Consider the following 20,027-nt stretch of genomic DNA (forward strand, 5'->3'; position numbering starts at 1 on the left):
GGTCGCGGCCCGCCTCGTGGCGCGTGGTGGATGACGCGTGCATCATGGCCTCCCCTTGGTAGCCGGCCGCCCAGGCGGCGACCCGACGACCACGCGACGCGGCCAAGGCAGGTGCGTGATGGAGAGGCGAGAGGCGATCGTCGCGGTGGTGCGGCGAGGCGAGCGGGTGCTCGTCATCCAGCGTGGCCCGCTGGCCCGGCTGCCGGGGTACTGGGCGCCCCTCAGCGGCAAGCTGGAACCTGGTGAGACGCAGGAAGAAGCCGTGGTTCGGGAGGTGCACGAGGAAGTGGGCCTGCGGGTCTCTCGCCTGGCCAAGGTCTGGGAGTCACAGACCGAGGACGGCGCCTTCCGCCTGCACTGGTGGACCGCCGAGGCGGAGGAAGGCGAGGTGGTGATGCAACCGGGCGAGGTGAGCGACGTGCGTTGGGTCACGCGGCGAGAGTTCTCCGGGCTTCAGCCCGTCTTCGCGGCCGATCGCGTCTTCTTCGACCGCGTGCTGCCGCGGCTCTAACGCCTCAAGTCGTTGTGTGGGCGGTCGGTGGGAGCCGTCGGCCGCCCACCTGCTTCCTGCTGCGTCAGGCGAGGATCTCGTGCAGCCAGGCCCGCTCGGTGTGGCTGGTGGCACGGGCCGTGACGAGCATGCCACGGCGGTAGGGGTCGTCCAACTCTTCCGCGCGCAGCGGCTGGTCACCGTCGTAGAAAAAGTGTCGGCACAGGCCGGTCTCGGCGGCCCAGATGTAGAAGGTGTGGCAGGCGTTGAAGCGGCGGCTGCGGGAGCGGGGGGCTCCGCCGCCGTGGTGGAGCCAGGCGAGAGCGTGGGTGTGGTCGGCGCGCCGACTGCTGCTGGTGGAGTCAGGTGAGTCAGTCGGCGATGTCCTGGCCGTAGTGGGTGGGGGTGGTGCCTTGCATGGCGCGGGCCGTGCCGTCGCGCAGAGGGCGTCCGTAGCCGCGGTCGAGCCGGCGCTGCAGTTCTTCGCCACCGGGGACCGTGGTCATCGCCTCACCTTGATCTTTAGATAACAGCCTTTCAGTGATCGGCTCCGGCCCGGCGCTCAGGGCGCCGGTGTGACACACCGTGAGCGAACAGGGAGCGTATGCCCCCACGGCGATTACGGTGCGTACATGGCATACGGCGTGCTGCTGGCGCTCTGCGCTGCGGTTCTCATGGGCGTGGCGACGGTGCTGCAGGCCATGGGGGCGCGAATGGAGACCGGCGGCGGGCCGGTCCGGGCGATGCTCCGGTGGCCGTTCCTGGTCGGTGTCGCCGTGGACACGCTGGGATTCCTGGCCGAGGTGGTGGCACTGCGTTCGGTGCCGTTGTTCCTGGTGGAAGCGGCACTTGCGTCGTCGCTGGCGGTCACCGCTGCCGTGGCGGCCGCCGTCCTGCGCGTACGGCTGCGGCCGACGGAATGGGGCGCCGTGTTCGCGGTCTGCTGCGGGCTCGCCGTACTGGCCGTCGCCGCCGGGCACGAGGGCACGAGCAACGGGGACGCCCGCATGCGCTGGGTGACGCTGGGGATGTCCGTCGGCCTGGTGCTGCTCGGCTGGGTGGTGAACCGCCGCCTCCGTCGCGCGCGTGCCGCGGTGCTGGGCGGCATCGCGGGGCTGAGCTTCGCGCTGACCGGGATCGGGGTACGGCTCCTGCCGGACATCACGGTGACGGGGATCCTGTCCGCGCCGACGACGTACGCCGTGATGATCTCCGGACTCGGCGGATATGTGCTGCTCATCGAGGCACTGCGGTCCGGCTCGGTCGCCGCCGCGACGGGGGCGATGGTGATCGGTGAGACCGTGTGGCCCGGGGTGTTCGGCGTGGTCTGGCTGGGCGACACGACACGGCCGGGTTTCGCGCCGCTGGGCGTCGCGGGCTTCGTGGTCTCCGTCGCGGGCGCTCTGGCGCTGGCCCGGTTCGGCGAGGCCGAGCAGGTGGCTCCCGAGGGGCCGAGGGAGCCGGGCAGGCCGGAAGGGCGGGCGGGCCGGGGGAGTTGAGGCCTCGGGCAGATGCGGAGGTCATCGCCGCACGAGGCGCGCCTTCCCGGACGGCGGGTGCCACCCGTACGGCCCTTCGCGGTGGTGGGCACCGGCGGCCGGTGGTGGGTTGGGAGCAGCAACAGTGCACCGAGGAGGAACCCGAGATGAAGCACGCAGCGCGCGTATCCCGTGGCCCGGCGGCGGTGCTGGCCGCGGCAGCCCTGATGGCGACTGCGGCGTGCTCGGGCGACAGAGCGGTCTCGGTGGTGGCCGCCCCGACCGCCCCGGCGCCGACGGCCGCCGCGCTCACGGACGCCCAGGCGGACATCGCGCTGATCGGTGCATCCGACCTCGGCTCACCGTGGGAGGAGACGGACGAGGACGCCGCACATGAGGCGCTGCTCGAGGGCAAGGTGGACGGGAACCAGGACTGCCAGAAGTTCCTCGACCGGCTGGCGGACGGCGATCTCCTCGGCGGCAAGACGTCGGCGGACGCCTCCCGTGTGTTCTACAACAGCGCGAACGAGTCGTATCTCGACTACGAGGTCGCGGCGTACAAGAAACAGGCGGACGTGCGGAAGGAGATGGACTGGCTGAAGAAACTGCCGCAGACCTGCGACCAGTTCACGGCCAAGGTCGGCCCCACCAAGGCGGACGCCACGGTGCAGGTCATCGACTTCGAACTGCCGGACACGGGCGACGACCGCATCGGCCTGCACACGACGCTCACCACGAACGTGGACGGCGAGAACGCCACCCTTGCTCTCGACTCCGCGGCCGTGCTCAACGGGCCCAACGGCATCACCTTCACCAACGGCGGGCTGCAGGGCGCGCAGCGGACCGCCACCGAACAGGCCGCGACACTGGGGAGCCAGCGACTGCAGCAGGTCTTGGAGAGCAAGACACCGGCGGAAACGCCCGGCGAACAGGACTGACAAGCAGGCGGCAGACCGGCCGCCGTCACGGCAGGGGCTGCTCCGTCCAGATGCTCTTGCCCTTCGCGAAGTAGCGCGTGCCCCAGCGCTGCGAGAGCGCCGCGATCAACTGCAGTCCGCGGCCGCCCTCGTCGGTGTCCCGTGCGCGGCGTATTCGAGGCGTGGTCGGGCTCCCGTCGGTGACCTCGCAGATGAGGGAGCGGCTCTTCAGCAGCCGCAGCTGGATGGGCCCCCTCGCATGCCGGACCACATTGCCGACCAGTTCGCTGGCGAGCAGTTCCGTGGTGTCGACGAGGCCGTCGAGCCGCCAGTCGATGAGCTGCTGCCGCACGTGGTCCCTCGCCTGGCCGGCGGCTATCGGCGCCTCGGGCAGCCACCAGGACGCCACGTACTCGGCCGGAAGGGCGTGCGTGCAGGCCACGAGCAGGGCGGTGTCGTCGCTGGTCTGCTGCTGGGCGGGGACGAGAGCCGAGGTGAGCGTGTCGCACAGCTGCTCCAGGTACGGCGCGTCGCGCGGCGGACACGCCGCGGGCCGGTCGACTCCTTCGGGCAGCGGCCGGGCGGTGGCGAGGATGTGGGCGAGATGGCTCATGCCGCTGTCGATGTCGCGGTGCGCGGACTCGACGAGGCCGTCGGTGTACATGACCAGAACGCTGCCGTCCTCCACCGGCACCTCGGTGGTCTCGAAGGGCGGCGTCGCCGCGCCGAGCGGCGGGTTCGTGGCGAGTGCCGGGAAGTACACGCTGCCGTCCGGATGGACGAGTGCCGGGGGCGGGTGCCCCGCGCAGCCGAAGGTGCAGACGTGGGCGACCGGGTCGTACACGGCGTACAGGCAGGTGGCGTAGAAGTCGACGCCCAGATCGCTGACCACGTCGTTCAGATGGGACAGCACCTCGTCGGGGGGCAGCTCCAGACCGGCCAGGGTGTGGACGGCCGTCCGCAGGCGGCCCATGGTGGCGGCCTCCGACAACCCGTGGCCCATCACGTCGCCGATCACCAGGCACACCCGGTCGGCCGAGAGCGGTATCACGTCGTACCAGTCGCCGCCCACGTCCAGGCCCTCGGTGGCCGGAAGATAGCGCGCGGCCACGGTGACCGCGGGCACCGACGGCAGTTCCTGGGGCAGCAGACCCCGCTGCAGCTCCTGGGCGCGGACGTGCTCCGCGTCGTACAGCCTGGCCCGCTCCAGCGCCTGGGCGACGAGCCCGCTGAGCGTGGTGAGCAGCGCTCGTTCCTCCTCGCCGAACTGGCGCGGCTGGGGGAAGGAGATCACACAGCAGCCGATGGGCTGTCCGGAGACGATCAGGGGCAGGAAGGCCCATGCATGCTTCGCGCCTTCGAAGGCGGCCTCGGCGTGGCGCGGATAGCGGCGGCGCATCTCCTCCCTGGAGGAGACGTACTGAGGAGTGCCGGCGAGGAAGGCGTCGTTGTTGGGCGCGGGCTCCGTGAGGCTGAGATCGTCGGGGACCCCGTGGAGGAACTCCTTGTCGTAGCCCGTTCCTCCCACCACCCGCAGGAAGCCGCCCTCCACCAGCTGGACGACCAGTCCGTTGGCGCGGAACGGCGGCAGCACGCGATCGGCGACGGCCGTCACCACGTCCTGGACGCTGACCGCCTCTGCGAGGGCGGAGTTGAGCTGCTCGATGCGCTCCGTGCGCTCGGCGGCGGCGCGCTCGGCCGCCGTGCGCCGCTCCTCCGCCATCCGCTTCCCGGTCACGTCGGTGAAGTAGACGGTCAGGCCGTCCGGCACCGGCACCAGACGCATGTGGTACCAGCGCTGGTCGGTGGGCCACCGGACATCGAAACCGGTGGCGACCCTGTCGGCGACGGCCTGCCGGCAGCGGGCCTCCAACCAGGCGACCGGAATGCCGGGCAGCGCCCACAGCTGCTTGCCGATGAGCTCCTGCCAGGGGCCGAGCAGGCGCTCGGCCTGCAGGTTCACATAAGCGATGCGCAGGTCGTCGCCCATCGCCAGGAACCCGTCGCTCATGTGCCGCAGGGCCCGCCCCACGGAGTCCATGGCGATCCGCTTGTCGGTGGTGTCCCAGAGCGTGCCGGCCATGACCGTCGGCTCTGCGTCGTCGCCGAGGAGCACCTGGCCGCGCGCCTCGACCCAGCGGATCGTGCCGTCGGGGCGGCAGACCCGGTACTCCGTGACCGAGAAGCCTCGCTTCTCGATGGCTTCCCGGAGGTCGTTCTGTACCCGCGCCAGGTCGTCGGGGTGCAGCAGTTCGATGAAGGTGTCGAGCTGCCCGTGGAAGGTCTCCGGGTCGAAGCCGAAGAGCTGCATCGTCATCTCGTCCCAGCTCAGCCGCCCGGTGCGCAGATCAAGGTCCCACGTACCGACCTGGGCCGTCTTCAGCGCCTGCTGGAACCGGGGCCCCGTCCAGGTCTCCTCCGCCGACCATGCCGGGTTCACCGGGGCTGCAGCGGGCAGGGCGGGATTCCGCAGCCGCTCGGACACCCACCCGGCGACCGTTTCCAGGAACCGAACCTGCGCGGCCGAGGGCGGGCCGGGCGCGGTGGTGACGACCGACAGGACTCCGAACGGGCCGATCGGAGCCGGCAGCGGCACCGACGCCATTCCCGTGCCACCGGGGGAGGGATCGGGGTCCTCCTCGTCGCCGGGCTCCTGATCCCAGACCAGAGAGCCCGCGCGCAGCGCTCGCGCGGGGGCGGTCGAGTCCTGACGACAGACGATCTCCCAGACCTTCGTGACCTCGTGGGGCAGTCCGCTCACCGTCACCAGGTCCAGTCGCTCGCTCTCACCTGGAACACGCTGCAGGTGGACCATTCCCCCCAGCCCGGCGAGTTCGGCGACTGCATGGTGCAGCGCGAGCCTCAGCAACTCGACCCCGGTGTGGTCGGCGCCCACCCTCATGAGCACCCGCATCCGGGCGGCCTCGGGCAGCTCCGACGCCGTGCGCGCCGGAGCCCGCGGAGGTCCCAGGGGCCGGATCTCACTCACCTGACCGGCGCCTCTCCGGGCTCGTCATCACCACAGGATCACTATGCGCTGCGGGGGTGCGAAGGGGAAACGCCCGGTGGTGCCGGGATCAGATGACGGCCCGTACGTCCCGGGGCCGGGACCCGCAGGCCGGGGCCGCGTGCCCGGGTCAGCCGCGGTCCGCCTTCGCTCGCCCGTTCGTGTGTTCGCGGTTCTGCGGTGCGCCGCGGGTGCCTGGCACGGCAGCGCCCGGGCGCTGCCAGGCCATGGCTCAGTGCCCGCGCAGGCGATGGCGCTTGCACCACGCCACCACGGCCGCAGCGATCCCCGTCACCGCGATGAACCCCATCGCGATCAGGAAGACGGGAGACGTCGGCGTGGCGGCGCGGGCGCCCGCCACGACGTACGCCGCCGTGTTGGGGATCGATCCGAGCGCCGTGGCGAGCAGGAAGGGCAGCCAGCCCATACGGGACACAGCCGCGCAGTAGTTCGCGGCCCAGAACGGCACGCCGGGAAAGAGCCGTGCCGCCATCATCGACCGGAAACCGTGTCTGCTCAGCTGACTGTCGGCGGCCTTGAGCCAGCGGGCCCGAAGCAGCGGGCGCAGCGCGTCCTGCCCCAGCAGGCGCCCGAGTCCGAAGGCGGCGCCGGCGCCGATCACCGTGCCCGCGAGCGTGGCGCCGAGCCCCAGCTGGGAGCCGAACAGGGCGCCCGCCGCGAGGTTGAGCAGCGGCCGTGGCACAAAGGCGACGGTGCACACGCCGTACGCCACCGCGAAGACGACGACCGCCGCCGCGCCGTTCACGTGCGGCGGCCAGCCGCCGGTCAGCAACCGCTGCGGCTCGAACAGCAGCACCGCCATGGCGGCGGCCGCGAGCAGCACGATGAGCAGGGACAGCCGCGCCCACGGCGACAGCAGCACTCTGATACAGCGCGCCGCGAAGGGCACGAGGGAGCGCGTAGCGAGGGGCACGAGCCCGGTTGCGGCGAAGAGCGCAGGCCTGGCGCCCGCAACGTCCGTCCGGCCTTCGGTGGGCAGGGTCGATACGCTCGTGCTGTGCGAGCCTGCGGGATCGCCGGAGGCCCGGTCCTCGGGGCAGGTGGCGGCGAGGCCGGCTGGTCGGTCGGCGGCGGGTTCGGGCATCCGGGGAGACTAACCGACACAAGTGAGCAAACGCCGTATGGTGCCTCTCACGAGCGTCACAGGATCGGGAACACACACCGCACCGGCCGCAGTGAACTCACCCGCACCAGAACTCCCCGGCTGTGCGACTCGCTATGGCCGCAGCATTCCCTGATCCGTCGTCACTTCAGGACCCGGCACGGGCACAGGGCCGCGGAAATTCGGTCGACGTGCCGACGGCGCCTGAGCCATGATCGACGACATGTTCCGGCACGCCTTCCTCGCAGCGCCGTCCGCAGTCGCGGACGCGCCGAAGGCTGCCCTCGTCGCCGCCGCAGCCGCATGCGCGGCGGCCGGTGTCGCCACCGCCACGGCAACCGCCGCACTCGCGGCCGCCGTTGCCGCAGTCGCAGCGCCGGCGCCCCTCGACGGCGCCCGAAGCTGACCCTTCCCGGACAGTCCAGCGGACCCCGCAGGGGGAGGGTCGGCAAGGCCCTGGGGTCCACGTCCCGCCTCCGCGACCGATCGCGCCGCGTCGGGGCCACCGCTTCCGCGTTCCGGAGAGGAACCAGCCAGCCATGTCCAAGACGGCATACGTACGCACCAAGCCGCACCTCAACATCGGAACCATGGGCCATGTCGACCACGGCAAGACGACCCTGACCGCCGCCATCACCAAGGTGCTGGCCGAGCGCGGCACCGGCACCTTCGTGCCCTTCGACCGCATCGACCGCGCGCCCGAGGAGGCCCAGCGCGGCATCACCATCAACATCGCGCACGTCGAGTACGAGACCGACACCCGCCACTACGCGCACGTCGACATGCCAGGACACGCCGACTACGTCAAGAACATGGTCACCGGCGCGGCCCAGCTCGACGGGGCCATCCTCGTCGTGTCCGCGCTCGACGGGATCATGCCGCAGACCGCGGAGCACGTGCTGCTGGCCCGCCAGGTCGGCGTCGACCACATCGTCGTCGCCCTCAACAAGGCCGACGCGGGCGACCCGGAGCTCACCGACCTGGTGGAGCTGGAGGTCCGCGAGCTGCTGTCCGCGCACGGGTACGGCGGCGACTCCCTGCCCGTCGTGCGGGTGTCCGGCCTGCGTGCCCTGGAGGGCGACCCGCAGTGGACGGCGGCGGTCGAGGCGCTCCTCGACGCCGTGGACACGTACGTCCCGATGCCCGAGCGGTACGTGGACGCGCCGTTCCTGCTGCCCGTGGAGAACGTCCTCACCATCACCGGCCGCGGCACGGTCGTCACCGGAGCCGTCGAGCGGGGCACGGTGCGGGTCGGCGACCGCGTGCAGGTCCTCGGCGCGGACACCGAGACCGTGGTGACCGGCCTCGAGACGTTCGGCAAGCCCATGACGGAGGCGCAGGCCGGGGACAACGTGGCGCTGCTGCTGCGCGGTGTGCCGCGCGACGCCGTGCGTCGCGGCCACATCGTCGCCGCGCCCGGCAGCGTCACGCCCAGCCGTCGCTTCACCGCACAGGTGTATGTCCTGTCGGCGCGCGAAGGCGGCCGTACGACACCCGTCGCGACCGGGTACCGCCCGCAGTTCTACATCCGTACCGCGGACGTGGTCGGCGACGTCGACCTCGGCGCCGCAGCGGTCGCCCGCCCCGGCGACACCGTCACCATGACGGTCGAGCTGGGCCGCGAGATCCCGCTCGAGCCGGGCCTCGGCTTCGCCATTCGCGAGGGCGGGCGCACGGTGGGTGCCGGGACGGTCACGGCGGTCGGCGACGCGGGCGCGGTCGTGGCGGCCACGGCGGCGGTCTGACGGAGGGTACCGCCGTTGTGGGCAGGCGTTCCGCGGGCGGAACGGGTGGGCGCAACCCACGACGGCGGGTGCCCTTCGGACTGCGGTTGCCCGCAGCGGCGGCGACGCGCCCCGCGTCGCCGCCCTGGCGGCACAATGAAGCCGTGGAAGAGCCGATACCCGTCACCCGCCCCGTCGATCACGGCGTCGCGAAGCTGCTGCCCGACGTCGACCGGGACCGCGCGTGGCTGCTGACGGTCGACGGGGCGCCCCAGTCGTACGTGGACCTCGACGAGCCGGAGCACCTGGAGTTCGAGTACGCACAGCGGCTGGGGCACGTCCTCGACACCGCGGCGGAACCGGGCCGCCCCCTCGACGTACTGCACCTCGGAGGCGGCGCGCTCACCCTGCCCCGCTATCTCGCCGTCACCCGGCCCGGCTCACCTCAGCACGTCGTGGAGGCCGACCGCGGGCTGCTGGCGCTCGTCACCGAACGCCTGCCCCTCCCCGACGGCGCGGACATCACGGTGCACGGCGACGACGCCCGCGCATGGCTGGAAGGCGCCGCGCCAGGCTCCGTGGACGTCCTGGTCGCGGACGTGTTCGGCGGGTCACGCGTCCCGGCGCACCTCACCTCGCTCGCGTACGCGCGCGCCGCCGAGCGCGTGCTGCGGCCCGGCGGGCTCTACGCCGCGAACCTCGCCGACGGCGCGCCCTTCGTCTTCCTCCGCTCCCAACTCGCGACCTTCTCCGAGGTCTTCGCGGAGCTTGCGCTGATCGCCGAGCCGGCCGTGCTGCGGGGCCGCCGCTTCGGCAACGCCGTGCTCGTCGCGTCGCACGAGCCGATCGACGTCGCGTCACTGTCCCGGCGTACCGCCGCCGACGCCTTTCCCGCCCGCGTCGAACACGGGCCCGCGCTGCGCGCCTTCATCGGGGACGCGGCACCGGTGCGCGACGAGGACGCGGTGGCGTCGCCCGAACCACCGGCAGGCGCCTTCAGCGTGGGCTGACCGGCGCTCCCGGCACGTCCTCCGAAGACCTGTCTCCGGCCCCGTCCGCGTCGTCCCTGCCCCCGGCCGCGGCCTGCTCGGCAGGCCCAGAGCCGGCGTCGCCCGCCTGCACGATCTCCTCCGTACGCCGTGTCAGGTTCCTTACGTCCGGCACGAACAGCACCGCCGCCGTGACCAGGACCACCAGGGTTGCGCAGCCCCACAGGGACGCCGTGAGTCCGAAGGCGCTCTCCGCCGGGCCCGCCAGGGCCGTGGCCAGGGGGACCATGGCGATCGACCCGAACCAGTCGTAGGCCGAGACGCGGGACAGCTTGTCCTCGGGGATCTCCTGGTGCAGGGCCGTCATCCACGACACGCCGAACACCTCGATGGCCACACCGCTGAGGAACATGACCGCGGCCAGCCCGCCCACCGGCAGCGGCACGGCGAGCGCAGCGGACGGCGCGGCGAGCGGAAACACGCACAGGGTGCCCGCGAACAGCAGCCGCCGCGGCTTCCAGCGCATCATGAGCAGCGCACCGCCGACCGTGCCCGCCCCGAACGCGCCGAGCGCCAGGCCCCACGGCCCGGCCCCGCCCAGCTCGTCCCGGGCGACCAGCGGGCCGAAGACCGACTCGGCGGCGCCGACGACCGCCACCACGACCGAGAACTGGGCGACGATCGACCACAGCCAGGGCCGTCCGACGAACTCCTGCCAGCCGTCCCGCAGATCCGCCAGCATGCCGCCACCCGGCTCGCGCGGCGGAATGTGGCTCACGTCCAGCAACGACCGCAGCGCACCGGCCACGGCGAACGCCACCGCGTCCACCATGAGCACCCAGCCGGGACCGACCGCCGCGACCATCACCCCGCCGAGGGCCGCGCCGCCCAGCCCGGCCCCCTGCATCGCCATGCGGAACAGGGCGAACGCCCGGCCGGCCTGCGCACCGCTCACGGAGGACATCAGCATGCCCTCGGCCGCCGGATTGAAGAAGGCCTGGCCCGTGCCGCCGAGGGCGGTCAGCAGCATCATCTGCCACAGTTGCGGGTCGCCGGCGAGGACGAGTACGGCGAAGGCCCCCTGCGACACGAAGTTGAGGGCGTTGGCGGCGACCATCACCCGGTGCCGCGGCAACCGGTCCGCGACGGCACCGCCGATCAGCAGGAACAGCACGAGGGGGAGGGTGCGGGCCGCCGCCACCAGACCCACGTCGCCGCCGTCGCCCCCCGCGTCGAGGACCGCGAAGGCCGCCGCGATCAGCGCGCCCTGACTGCCCAGATTCGTGACGACCGCGGCGGTGGTCAGCAGGGTGTAGTTGCGGCCCGCCCGGTCGGGGCGGCGCGGACGTCTCGGAGAGGCGGGGGTGTCGGCAGTCTTCACCGGAGGACTATCCCCGCCACCGGGCCGACTTGCCAAACCGATTTTCCGCCGATACGAGCCCGCGGCCGGAGATTTTCGGCGGGTGCCGTTTCTCTGGCCAAGAAGAGCTACCCATGAGTAACATTCGGCTTCATGAGCGCTGACCAGATGTCGATCGGCGAGATGCTCGCCGCCACGGTGCCGATGACTCGCACACTGAACCTCGAGTTCCTCGAGACCTCGCCGGAGAAGGCCGTGGTGGCCCTGCCGGACCAGAGCGAATACCACAACCACGTCGGCGGCCCGCACGCCGGAGCCATTTTCACCCTGGGTGAGTCCGCCAGCGGGGCGGTCGTTCTCGCCGCCTTCCAGGACCAGCTGACCCGGGCCGTGCCGCTCGCCGTCAGCGCCGACATCGCCTACAAGAAGCTCGCCAGGGGGCGGGTCACCGCCACCGCGTCGCTCGGCCGCCCGGCCGCCGACGTGATCGCCGAGCTCGACGCGGGGCAGCGGCCCGAGTTCCCGGTGTCCGTCGCCATCCGGCGCGAGGACGGCGCCGTCACCGGCGAGATGACCGTTCTCTGGACGCTCCGTCCCAACAGCTGACCTCGCGGCGCGGGTGGCGCGGCGGCGACGGCGTCCACTCGGCCCCGGGGCCCGCACCGGGGTCGAGTGGCCAGGTAGGCTGCCCGCACACGCGCTCGCAAAGAGAAGCGCCGGCCGGGTCGACGTACAGAACGGGAGGGACCGGCGTTGCACGTCCAGGAATGGCTCGAGACGGTGCCGGCGGTCAGCATCTACGCCCTGGTGGCCGTGGTCATCGGTCTGGAGAGCCTGGGTGTCCCGCTGCCGGGCGAGATCATCCTCATCTCGTCCGCGCTGCTCGCCTCCCAGCACGGGGAGATCAACCCGGTCGTCCTCGGTATCTGTGCCAGCGGGGGCGCGATCGTCGGTGACTCCATCGGCTACGCGATCGGGCGCAAGGGCGGTCGGCCCCTGCTGGCCTGGCTCGGCCGCAGGTTCCCGAAGCACTTCAGCGAGGGCCACGTCGCAACGGCCGAGCGGTCCTTCGAGAAGTGGGGCATGTGGGCCGTGTTCTTCGGCCGCTTCATCGCCCTGCTGCGCATCTTCGCGGGCCCGCTCGCCGGCGTCCTGCGCATGCCGTACTGGAAGTTCCTGATCGCCAACGTGCTCGGCGGCGTTCTCTGGGCCGGCGGTACGACGGCGGTCATCTACTACGTGGGCATCGTCGCCGAGGCGTGGCTGAAGCGGTTCTCGTGGCTCGGCCTCGTCGCGGCCCTGGTCATCGGCCTCGTCTCGATGCTGGTCTTCAGGCGGAAGACGAAGAAGGCCGCGGCCGGGACGGCACAGGACACGGACTCCACCGAGCCGCAGCCGGTCCCGGCCGGCGACTGACCGCCCGCGCCCGGTCCCGCCCGTTGTGATCTTCGCCCCAGCGGGCGCCAGTACGTGCCCGAGTCCCCTACGGTGCTCTCGGCGTGGCGTACCAGCGGTAAGGAGTCGCAGATGACCGGGCAGGCAGGGCGGGGGCACCAGGCGGGACAGGCGCTGATCCGCGGAGTCGGCGGACAGCAGCCGAAGGTCGCCGCGGACGCTTTCGCCGCTCCGACGTCCGTCGTGATCGGCGACGTCGTCATGTCGGCGGGCTCGAGCGTCTGGTACCAGGCCGTGCTCCGCGGCGACGGCGGCCCGATCGTCCTCGGGGCGGACAGCAACATCCAGGACAACTCCACCGTGCACGTGGACCCGGGCTTCCCGGTGACGATCGGGGAGCGCGTGTCCGTCGGGCACAACGCGGTCCTGCACGGCTGCACGGTGGAGGACGACGTCCTCATCGGCATGGGCGCCACGGTGCTGAACGGCGCGCGCATCGGCACGGGCTCGCTGGTCGCCGCCCAGGCGCTCGTCCCGCAGGGCATGCAGGTGCCGCCCGGCTCGCTGGTCGCGGGCGTGCCCGCCAAGGTCAAGCGGAGCCTCACCGAGGAGGAGCGCGAGGGCATCAAGCTGAACGCCGCGGTGTACGTGGAGCTGGCGAAGCGGCACCGGGAGGCGTTCGCGGACGACGAGGGCTGAGACCCCCGCTCGGGCCGGCGCCGGGTGGCCGCCATGTGGAGACCGGCGCGCGCTGTGAAGTCCGTTGCCGTAGGGCGAAGATCACAGCTGTCGGCCCTCTGGGCCGTACTCCGCGCTGAGTACGGTGTGCGGGTGCCGAAAAGCAAGAACATGTTCTCGTCTCTGACCGCGTGGCGGCGCCGCGCCGCGCAGCGCGCCGTCCATGCGGGATGGGCGTGGGTGCAGCGGACGGGTGCCGTCACCGCCGAGCGACCCGGCGGGCTCCGCTTCGGCGCGCTCGGACACGGCACAAGGCTCGCCTTCCCCCAGGGGACCGTCTTCGGCGAGCCCTGGATCCATCTCGGCGACCACTGCATCATCGGCGAACAGGTCACCCTCACGGCCGGATTGATGCCCGACCTCGACCTCGGACCCGACCCGATCCTGCGTATCGGCGACGGAGTGGTCCTCGGCCGCGGCAGCCACGTCATCGCCGACACGACCGTGACCATCGGCTCCGACTGCTACTTCGGTCCCTACGTGTACGTCACGTCCACCAACCACTCGTACGACGACCCGCACGAGCCCATCGGCAAGCAGTGGCCGCGCATGGAGCCGGTCGAGATCGGTCCGGGCTGCTGGATCGGGACCGGGGCGGTGATCCTGCCGGGCGCGAGGATCGGCCGCAACGTGGTGGTCGCGGCGGGTGCGGTCGTACGCGGGTCCGTACCCGATCATGCGGTCGTGGCCGGCGCTCCGGCCCGTGTCGTACGGCGCTGGGACCCGGAGCAGGGCTGGCAGCCGCCGCTGCGCACCCCCGCGCCGGTGCCGATCCCCGAAGGAGTCACTCCGGAGCAGTTGCTGGCGTTGGCGGAGCTGGAGGCGGGTCCCGAGCGGTCGGACTGACAGGCCGGGGGCGCCGGAACGGCGGCGTCGGCCGGGTCAGCCGCTCGCCAGCAGGACCGTACCCACCAGGGCCAGACCCGCCCCCGCCGCCTGCACACCCCGCAGCCGTTCACTGAGGACACCGCGGGCGGCGAGAGCGGTGACCACCGGATAGAGCGAGGCGAGGACCGCGGCCACCGTGACGGGACCGTTCTGGGCTGCGAGCGAGTAGGTGCCGTTGGCCGCGACATCCGCAAGACCGACAAAGCCCAGCGCCGGGACCGCCGGCAAAAGGGTGCGCCAGCCGGCCCCCTCCGGCAGCGCCTTGCCGCCGCGCCGCACGGACGCGTAAAGGGCCGTGCCACCCGCGATCACATTGGTCAGGCGCTGCACGAACAGCGCCAGGAAGAGACCGGTGATCGTCGTCGACGCCTCGGCGATCAGCACCATCACCGTGCCGAAGCCGAAGGCCGCGACCAGGGTCAGCGCGATCGCCTGCCGCTGTACCGGCGCCCCGCGCCACTGCGGCCCGCCCGCGAGCGCGACCCCGGCGACGGCCACGGCGATGCCCGCGTACTGCAGCAGTCCGGGCCGCTCACCGAGGATCAGCCCGATGCCCACCGGCACGGCGACGCCCAGGGTGCCGAGCGGCGACACGACACCCATCGGCCCGAGAGCGAGCGCCTTGTAGAAGGAGAGCATGGCGACCGGACCGACCAGACCCGCCGCGGCGGCGAACCACAGCTGCGGCCCCGCCTCGCTCCAGCCGCCGGTCGCGATCACGATCGCGCCGAGGACGACCGTGGCGATCGACTGCGAGGCGACGACCACCGTGAGGGCCGGAAGACGCCGTGTCAGCAGCCCGCCGCCGAAGTCGGCCAGCCCCCACAGGAGGCTCGTGGCCAGGGCGAAGAGTGCTGTCATGGTCGACCTCGCAGTACAGTGCAGTGAACATCGGGTGCACCCCACCGTAGTTCATTAAAATGAACTCTGTCATCCAGAATATTGGACGGAACCTGGAATCGTGTCGGATCTCGACCTGCTGACCCAGTCCCTGGCGCGCAACGTCAAACGCTGTCGCAGCGAGCGCGGCTTCACCCTGGAGACCCTCGCCGCCCGCGCCGGGGTCAGCCGCGGCATGCTCATCCAGATCGAGCAGGCCCGCACCAACCCCAGCCTCGGCACGGTCGTCAAGATCGGTGACGCCCTCGGGGTCAGCGTCACGACCCTGCTCGACTACGAGCAGGGACCCAAGGTCCGGATCGTCCCGCCCGAGCAGGCGTTGCGGCTGTGGAACACCGAGGCGGGCAGCTTCAACCGGCTGCTGGCCGGTGCGGAGGCGCCGGGGCCGCTGGAGATGTGGCAGTGGCGGCTGATGCCGGGCGAGGGCAGCAACTCCGATCCGCATCCGGCCGGCACCTTCGAGCTGATCCATGTGACGGCGGGCGAGCTCACCCTCGTCGTGGACGGGACCGAGTACCGCGTACCGGCGGGCACGAGCGCGTCCTACGAGGCGGGTACCGCCCACGGGTACCGCAACGACGGCGACGAGCCGCTGGAGATGACGATGACGGTGTCGGTGCCGGGCGTGCGCTGAGGCGGTCGGTGTGCGGGAATCCGCCTGGGGTGCGGCGGGTCCTGCGGCGAGTCCTACTGCGGGTCCGGTACGCCGATCGCCGCCGCCGACGCGGCTGCTAGCGTGCCGTTATGCGTGCACCCATCGGAGACTTCGACGACGTCAGGACCGCTCCCGGCAGCCTGGATCTGCTGACCGCGCCCGTCGCAGACGCCGTACGCCACTGGCGCGGCACGGTGCCCGCTGAGCAGCTGCTCTACGTCGACAGCGATCCGGCCGTCGCCGACACCGCCGTCTTCGTCGAGCACTACGGCGCCGACCTGCTGGAGACCTCCGCGAACTGCGTGGTGGTGGCCGGCAAGCGCGGGGGCGAGACCAGCCTCGCCGCCTGTCTTGTGCTCTCCCGCACCCGCGTCGACGTCAACGGCGTGGTGCGCCGCCAACTCGGTGCCCGCAAGGCCTCCTTCGCGCCCATGGAGACCGCGACGGGTGAGACGGGCATGGAGTACGGCGGCATCACCCCGATCGGCCTGCCCGCCGACTGGCCGCTCCTGGTCGACGCGGCCGTCGTGGACCTGCCGCACGTCCTCATCGGCAGCGGCAGCCGCCGCGGCAAACTGATCGTGCCGGGCAAGGCGTTCGCGGAACTCCCGGGCGCGGTGGTGCTGGAGGGCATCGGCGTCGCCGGCTAGGCCCGACCTCAGCCGAGCCGTGGAATCTCGATGGCCGGGCGACGGTCCTGGGCCCTGTCGTCAAACTCCCTCCCCCAGCTACCGCTGGGAGGTGCCCCCAGCCCCGCGGCGTCTGGCACGCGCATCTGCCGCGTTGTCGTCAATCACCATGGCTCCGCCATGCCTCAATCCTCCGCCTTGCAGCTGCACGCTCCCCCAGGTTCTCGGCTTCGCTTGAACAGGGGGCGCCCCCATGACGCCGCGGGGCCCGCCCTCTGGGCGGACGACGGGAGTTTGACGACAGGCCTAGCCTAGGAGTGTCCTGAAGATCTTGGAATCGCGCCCGGCTTGCATCGGTTCATGATGATTGACATTTACTGGCAATCCGGGGCGAGCCGGGTGGTCGGAGCAAGATCTTCATCGGTCTCCTGGACCATGTCGAGGCCGGCGGCTCGGACGCGTTTGTTGCAGGACCTCGGCGACTCTGTACCCGGCGCGCGCCACCCAGGGCGCGGGCAAGTGTCATGGCGAGGTTTCTCTCAGGGTGCACCGCACGAATCGAGCACCGGCGATTCAGCAGCGCCGCCCCCGGCCCTTTGTGTTCGCAGACGGACAAGCCACGGTGCGCTGGAAGTCAGGCCACCCTCGAACCCGCCAAATAGCGTCAGGGTGAGCGGGAATAGCGCGATGTGGTTCAAGGTTCAACCACTCGCCTGCTCGATCACATGCGAAGACGGTCCGCCGGACGTCTTCCACTTGGCCGGCATCAGCCGAGCTCGCCCCCATCCGGGCGGGGCGCGGGTGTGCACAAAGCAGCACAGCACGTCGAGAACACATAGAAAACATAAGGAAGTCGGAGGTCCGAGCCATGACCAACCCCGTCAAGCTGGCCGTCATCTACTACTCCTCGACAGGCTTCAGTGCCGAGATCGCCAAGGAGATATCCGTCGCCGCTGAGAAGGCCGGAGCCGAGGTGCGTCTGCTCAAGGCGGCCGAGCTCGCGCCGGAGGCGGCCATCGCGTCGAACGAGGCCTGGGCCGCGCATGCCGCGGCCAGCGCCGGTATCCCGGTTGCCACCCCCGCGGACGTCGAGTGGGCTGACGCCGTGATCTTCGGTACCCCGACCCGCTTCGGCAACATCTCCTCGCAGCTCAAGCAGTTCATCGACACCCTTGGCGGCCTGTGGGCCCAGGGCAAGCTGGCCGACAAGGTCTACAGCGGCTTCGTGACCACCGCCACCACCCACGGCGGCCAGGAGTCGACGCTGCTCGCCCTCTACAACTCGATCCACCACTTCGGTGGTCTCGTGGTCTCTCCCGGCTACACCGACCCGGTGAAGTTCATCGACGGCAACCCGTACGGCACCTCCCACGTCGACGCCCAGGGCAACAACCCGGTCGGCGACCAGACTCGCAATGCCGCCCGCCACCAGGCCGAGCGCGTCGTCCAGATCGCGGCTGCCCTGCGCAACGGCCTCGCAGCCTGACCCACCCTCGCCGGTGCGCCCACGGCGGGCACCCCGCTTCGTGGGCGCACCGGCTCCGGCGACGCCGCCTCGTACCACCGACGCTCACCGGTCTCACCTCCACGTCTCCCGACAACCGGCTCTTTGAGAAGGACCGCTGATCAGAATGAGCACCAAGCCGATCACCACCGACCTCGAGTGGACCGACCTGGACCGACGGGCCGTCGACACCGCCCGGGTACTGGCCATGGATGCCGTGCAGAAGGTCGGCAGCGGCCATCCGGGCACCGCCATGAGCCTGGCGCCCGCCGCGTACCTGCTGTTCCAGAAGCTCATGACGCACGATCCGTCGGATCCGGACTGGGTCGGCCGGGACCGCTTCGTCCTCTCCCCGGGCCATACCTCGCTGACCCTCTACAACCAGCTGTTCCTGTCGGGTTACGGGTTGGAGCTGGATGACCTGAAGGCGTTCCGCACCTCGGGCTCCAGGACTCCGGGCCACCCGGAGCACGGCCACACGGTCGGCGTCGAGACCACCACGGGACCGCTCGGCCAGGGCATCGCCAACGCCGTCGGCATGGCGATGGCCGCCCGCTTCGAGCGCGGTCTGTTCGACCCGGACGCCCCTGCCGGTGAATCGGTGTTCGACCACACCATCTGGGCCATCGTGGGCGACGGCGACCTGGAGGAAGGCATTTCCGCCGAGGCGTCTTCCCTTGCCGGCCATCAGAAGCTGGGCAACCTGATCGTTTTGTACGACGACAATCACATCTCCATCGAGGGCGACACCGCGACCGCCTTCTCCGAGGATGTCCTGGGGCGCTACGAGGCCTACGGCTGGCACGTCCAGCGCATCGAGCAGGCCGAGAACGGCGACTTCGATGTGCACGCCCTGTACGCGGCCTTCCGCGCCGCCCAAGCCGTCACGGACCGCCCGTCGATCATTGCCGCCCGCACTGTCATCGCCTGGCCCGCCCCCAACGCCCAGAACACCGAGGCCGCGCACGGCTCGGCGCTCGGTGAAGCCGAGGTCGCCGCCACCAAGCAGGTGCTGGGCTTCGACCCCGACAAGACCTTCGACGTGGCCGACAAGGTACTGGCGCACGCCCGCAGGGCCGTCGACCGGGGCCGCGAGGCGCACGCGCAGTGGGCCAAGCGGTTCGAGGAGTGGCGCACGGCCGATCCTCAGCGTGCCGCCGAGTTCGCCCGCATCCAGGCGGGCGAGCTGCCCGCGGGCTGGGAAGACGCGCTGCCGGTCTTCGAGACCGGCAAGGGCGTGGCGACCCGCGCGGCCTCCGGCAAGGTGCTGCAGGCGCTCGGCGCGGTCATCCCCGAGCTGTGGGGCGGCTCGGCAGACCTGGCGGGCTCCAACAACACCACGATCGACGTCACTTCGTCCTTCCTCCCGAACGGCAATCCGCTGCCGGAGGCGGATCCGTACGGCCGCACAGTCCACTTCGGGATCCGTGAGCACGCCATGGGCGCGACCATGAACGGCATTGCGCTGCACGGCAACACCCGTATCTACGGTGGCACGTTCCTCGTCTTCTCGGACTACATGCGGCCCGCTGTGCGCTTGGCCGCGCTGATGAAGCTGCCGGTCACGTATGTGTGGACGCACGACTCCATCGGCCTGGGGGAGGACGGCCCCACCCACCAGCCCGTCGAGCACCTGGCCAGTCTGCGCGCCATCCCGGGCCTGAACGTCGTCCGCCCGGCGGACGCCAACGAGACCGCCATCGCGTGGGCCGAGATCGTCAAGCGCCGCGCCATGGACCCCGCGCCGCACGCGCTGGCGCTGACCCGCCAGGGCGTCCCCACTTACGAGCCCAACGTCGATGCCGCACGGGGCGGTTACGTCCGCTTCGAAGCGGCAGGCGGCAAGCCGCAGGTGATCCTGATCGCCACCGGCTCCGAGGTGCAGCTGGCCGTCGATGCCCGCGAGCAGCTGCAGGCCGACGGCATCCCCACCCGCGTGGTGTCCATGCCGTCCGTGGAGTGGTTCGAGCAGCAGGACCAGGCATACCGGGACAGCGTGCTGCCCCCGTCGGTCACCGCCCGCGTCGCTGTCGAAGCCGGTATCGGCCTGACCTGGCACCGCTACGTCGGCGATGCCGGTCGCATCGTCTCTCTTGAGCACTTCGGGGCCAGCGCCGACGCGAAGACTCTCTTCAGCGAGTTCGGTTTCACCGCCGACGCGGTCGCCGCGGCCGCCCGCGCTGCGCTCGAGTCACGTTTCGGCACCGACACCGCGTCCTTCTGAGCGACG

At 71.5% G+C, this 20,027-nt stretch carries 19 protein-coding genes and 1 pseudogene; 14 read left to right on the plus strand and 6 right to left on the minus strand.

Going from position 1 to position 20,027, the window contains the following annotated elements:
* Positions 1-118: 118 nt before the first annotated feature.
* Positions 119-511, plus strand: coding sequence for an NUDIX domain-containing protein (locus tag ACWD4J_RS42095; protein WP_451400841.1), 393 nt, complete (start codon positions 119-121; stop codon positions 509-511).
* Positions 512-575: 64 nt separating this feature from the next.
* On the opposite strand, the pseudogene ACWD4J_RS42100 reads toward ACWD4J_RS42095, so the two are convergent.
* Positions 576-704, minus strand: a pseudogene (locus ACWD4J_RS42100) (PadR family transcriptional regulator); the annotation flags it as partial.
* Positions 705-861: 157 nt separating this feature from the next.
* Positions 862-996, minus strand: coding sequence for a hypothetical protein (locus ACWD4J_RS42105; protein ID WP_451400869.1), 135 nt, complete (start codon positions 994-996; stop codon positions 862-864).
* A gap of 126 nt (positions 997-1,122) precedes the next feature.
* Here ACWD4J_RS42105 and ACWD4J_RS42110 point away from each other — a divergent pair, with 126 nt between their 5' ends.
* Together ACWD4J_RS42110 and ACWD4J_RS42115 are read left to right on the plus strand one after the other, a co-directional pair.
* Positions 1,123-1,989: a hypothetical protein gene (locus ACWD4J_RS42110; RefSeq protein ID WP_451400842.1), complete on the plus strand. Its 867-nt coding sequence runs from the start codon at positions 1,123-1,125 to the stop codon at positions 1,987-1,989.
* 146 nt (positions 1,990-2,135) lie between these two features.
* Complete coding sequence (locus tag ACWD4J_RS42115; protein WP_451400843.1) at positions 2,136-2,906, plus strand: hypothetical protein; 771 nt, start codon at positions 2,136-2,138, stop codon at positions 2,904-2,906.
* Between the two features lie 25 nt (positions 2,907-2,931).
* Here ACWD4J_RS42115 and ACWD4J_RS42120 read toward each other — a convergent pair whose 3' ends face one another.
* On the minus strand, positions 2,932-5,874 hold the full coding sequence (locus tag ACWD4J_RS42120) for a SpoIIE family protein phosphatase (protein WP_451400844.1): 2,943 nt from the start codon (positions 5,872-5,874) through the stop codon (positions 2,932-2,934).
* A 250-nt stretch (positions 5,875-6,124) separates the two neighbouring features.
* Positions 6,125-6,997 (minus strand): TVP38/TMEM64 family protein, encoded by an 873-nt coding sequence (locus ACWD4J_RS42125; RefSeq protein ID WP_451400845.1) that lies wholly within the window; start codon positions 6,995-6,997, stop codon positions 6,125-6,127.
* A gap of 229 nt (positions 6,998-7,226) precedes the next feature.
* Between ACWD4J_RS42125 and ACWD4J_RS42130 the strand changes: the two genes are divergently transcribed.
* The 3 genes from ACWD4J_RS42130 to ACWD4J_RS42140 all read left to right on the plus strand — a co-directional run bounded on the left by ACWD4J_RS42130 (position 7,227) and on the right by ACWD4J_RS42140 (position 9,749).
* Positions 7,227-7,421, plus strand: a complete 195-nt coding sequence (locus ACWD4J_RS42130; RefSeq protein WP_451400846.1) for a hypothetical protein — start codon at positions 7,227-7,229, stop codon at positions 7,419-7,421.
* 133 nt (positions 7,422-7,554) lie between these two features.
* Positions 7,555-8,760, plus strand: a complete 1,206-nt coding sequence (gene tuf / locus ACWD4J_RS42135) for an elongation factor Tu (protein WP_451400847.1) — start codon at positions 7,555-7,557, stop codon at positions 8,758-8,760.
* Between the two features lie 143 nt (positions 8,761-8,903).
* Positions 8,904-9,749 carry a spermidine synthase gene (locus ACWD4J_RS42140; protein ID WP_451400848.1) on the plus strand — a complete coding sequence of 282 codons (846 nt, stop codon included), beginning with the start codon at positions 8,904-8,906 and terminating at the stop codon, positions 9,747-9,749.
* Here the strand turns inward: ACWD4J_RS42140 and ACWD4J_RS42145 are convergent.
* Positions 9,736-11,109, minus strand: coding sequence for an MFS transporter (locus tag ACWD4J_RS42145; protein WP_451400849.1), 1,374 nt, complete (start codon positions 11,107-11,109; stop codon positions 9,736-9,738). The two genes, ACWD4J_RS42140 and ACWD4J_RS42145, sit on opposite strands and share 14 nt — an antisense overlap.
* A gap of 147 nt (positions 11,110-11,256) precedes the next feature.
* Here ACWD4J_RS42145 and ACWD4J_RS42150 point away from each other — a divergent pair, with 147 nt between their 5' ends.
* The 4 genes from ACWD4J_RS42150 (at position 11,257) to ACWD4J_RS42165 (ending at position 14,067) form a co-directional block, all read left to right on the plus strand.
* Positions 11,257-11,694, plus strand: coding sequence for a DUF4442 domain-containing protein (locus ACWD4J_RS42150; protein WP_451400867.1), 438 nt, complete (start codon positions 11,257-11,259; stop codon positions 11,692-11,694).
* Between the two features lie 147 nt (positions 11,695-11,841).
* The gene (locus tag ACWD4J_RS42155; RefSeq protein ID WP_451400850.1) at positions 11,842-12,504 is read left to right on the plus strand and encodes a DedA family protein; all 663 of its coding nucleotides are present in this window, start codon (positions 11,842-11,844) and stop codon (positions 12,502-12,504) included.
* Positions 12,505-12,615: 111 nt separating this feature from the next.
* Entirely contained in the window at positions 12,616-13,182 is a 567-nt protein-coding gene (locus ACWD4J_RS42160; RefSeq protein ID WP_451400851.1) for a gamma carbonic anhydrase family protein, read from the plus strand.
* Positions 13,183-13,332: 150 nt separating this feature from the next.
* Positions 13,333-14,067, plus strand: coding sequence for an acyltransferase (locus ACWD4J_RS42165; RefSeq protein ID WP_451400868.1), 735 nt, complete (start codon positions 13,333-13,335; stop codon positions 14,065-14,067).
* Between the two features lie 36 nt (positions 14,068-14,103).
* Here the strand turns inward: ACWD4J_RS42165 and ACWD4J_RS42170 are convergent, their stop codons facing one another.
* On the minus strand, positions 14,104-14,970 hold the full coding sequence (locus tag ACWD4J_RS42170; protein WP_451400852.1) for an EamA family transporter: 867 nt from the start codon (positions 14,968-14,970) through the stop codon (positions 14,104-14,106).
* A gap of 100 nt (positions 14,971-15,070) precedes the next feature.
* Here ACWD4J_RS42170 and ACWD4J_RS42175 point away from each other — a divergent pair, with 100 nt between their 5' ends.
* The 4 genes from ACWD4J_RS42175 (at position 15,071) to tkt (ending at position 20,021) form a co-directional block, all read left to right on the plus strand.
* Positions 15,071-15,643: a helix-turn-helix domain-containing protein gene (locus ACWD4J_RS42175; RefSeq protein ID WP_451400853.1), complete on the plus strand. Its 573-nt coding sequence runs from the start codon at positions 15,071-15,073 to the stop codon at positions 15,641-15,643.
* 110 nt (positions 15,644-15,753) lie between these two features.
* Complete coding sequence (locus ACWD4J_RS42180) at positions 15,754-16,314, plus strand: YbaK/EbsC family protein (protein WP_451400854.1); 561 nt, start codon at positions 15,754-15,756, stop codon at positions 16,312-16,314.
* 847 nt (positions 16,315-17,161) lie between these two features.
* Positions 17,162-17,779 (plus strand): NAD(P)H:quinone oxidoreductase, encoded by a 618-nt coding sequence (gene wrbA, locus ACWD4J_RS42185; RefSeq protein ID WP_451400855.1) that lies wholly within the window; start codon positions 17,162-17,164, stop codon positions 17,777-17,779.
* Positions 17,780-17,924: 145 nt separating this feature from the next.
* Positions 17,925-20,021, plus strand: a complete 2,097-nt coding sequence (tkt, locus tag ACWD4J_RS42190; RefSeq protein ID WP_451400856.1) for a transketolase — start codon at positions 17,925-17,927, stop codon at positions 20,019-20,021.
* Positions 20,022-20,027 lie beyond the last annotated feature (6 nt).

This window comes from Streptomyces sp. NPDC002577, assembly GCF_053594815.1.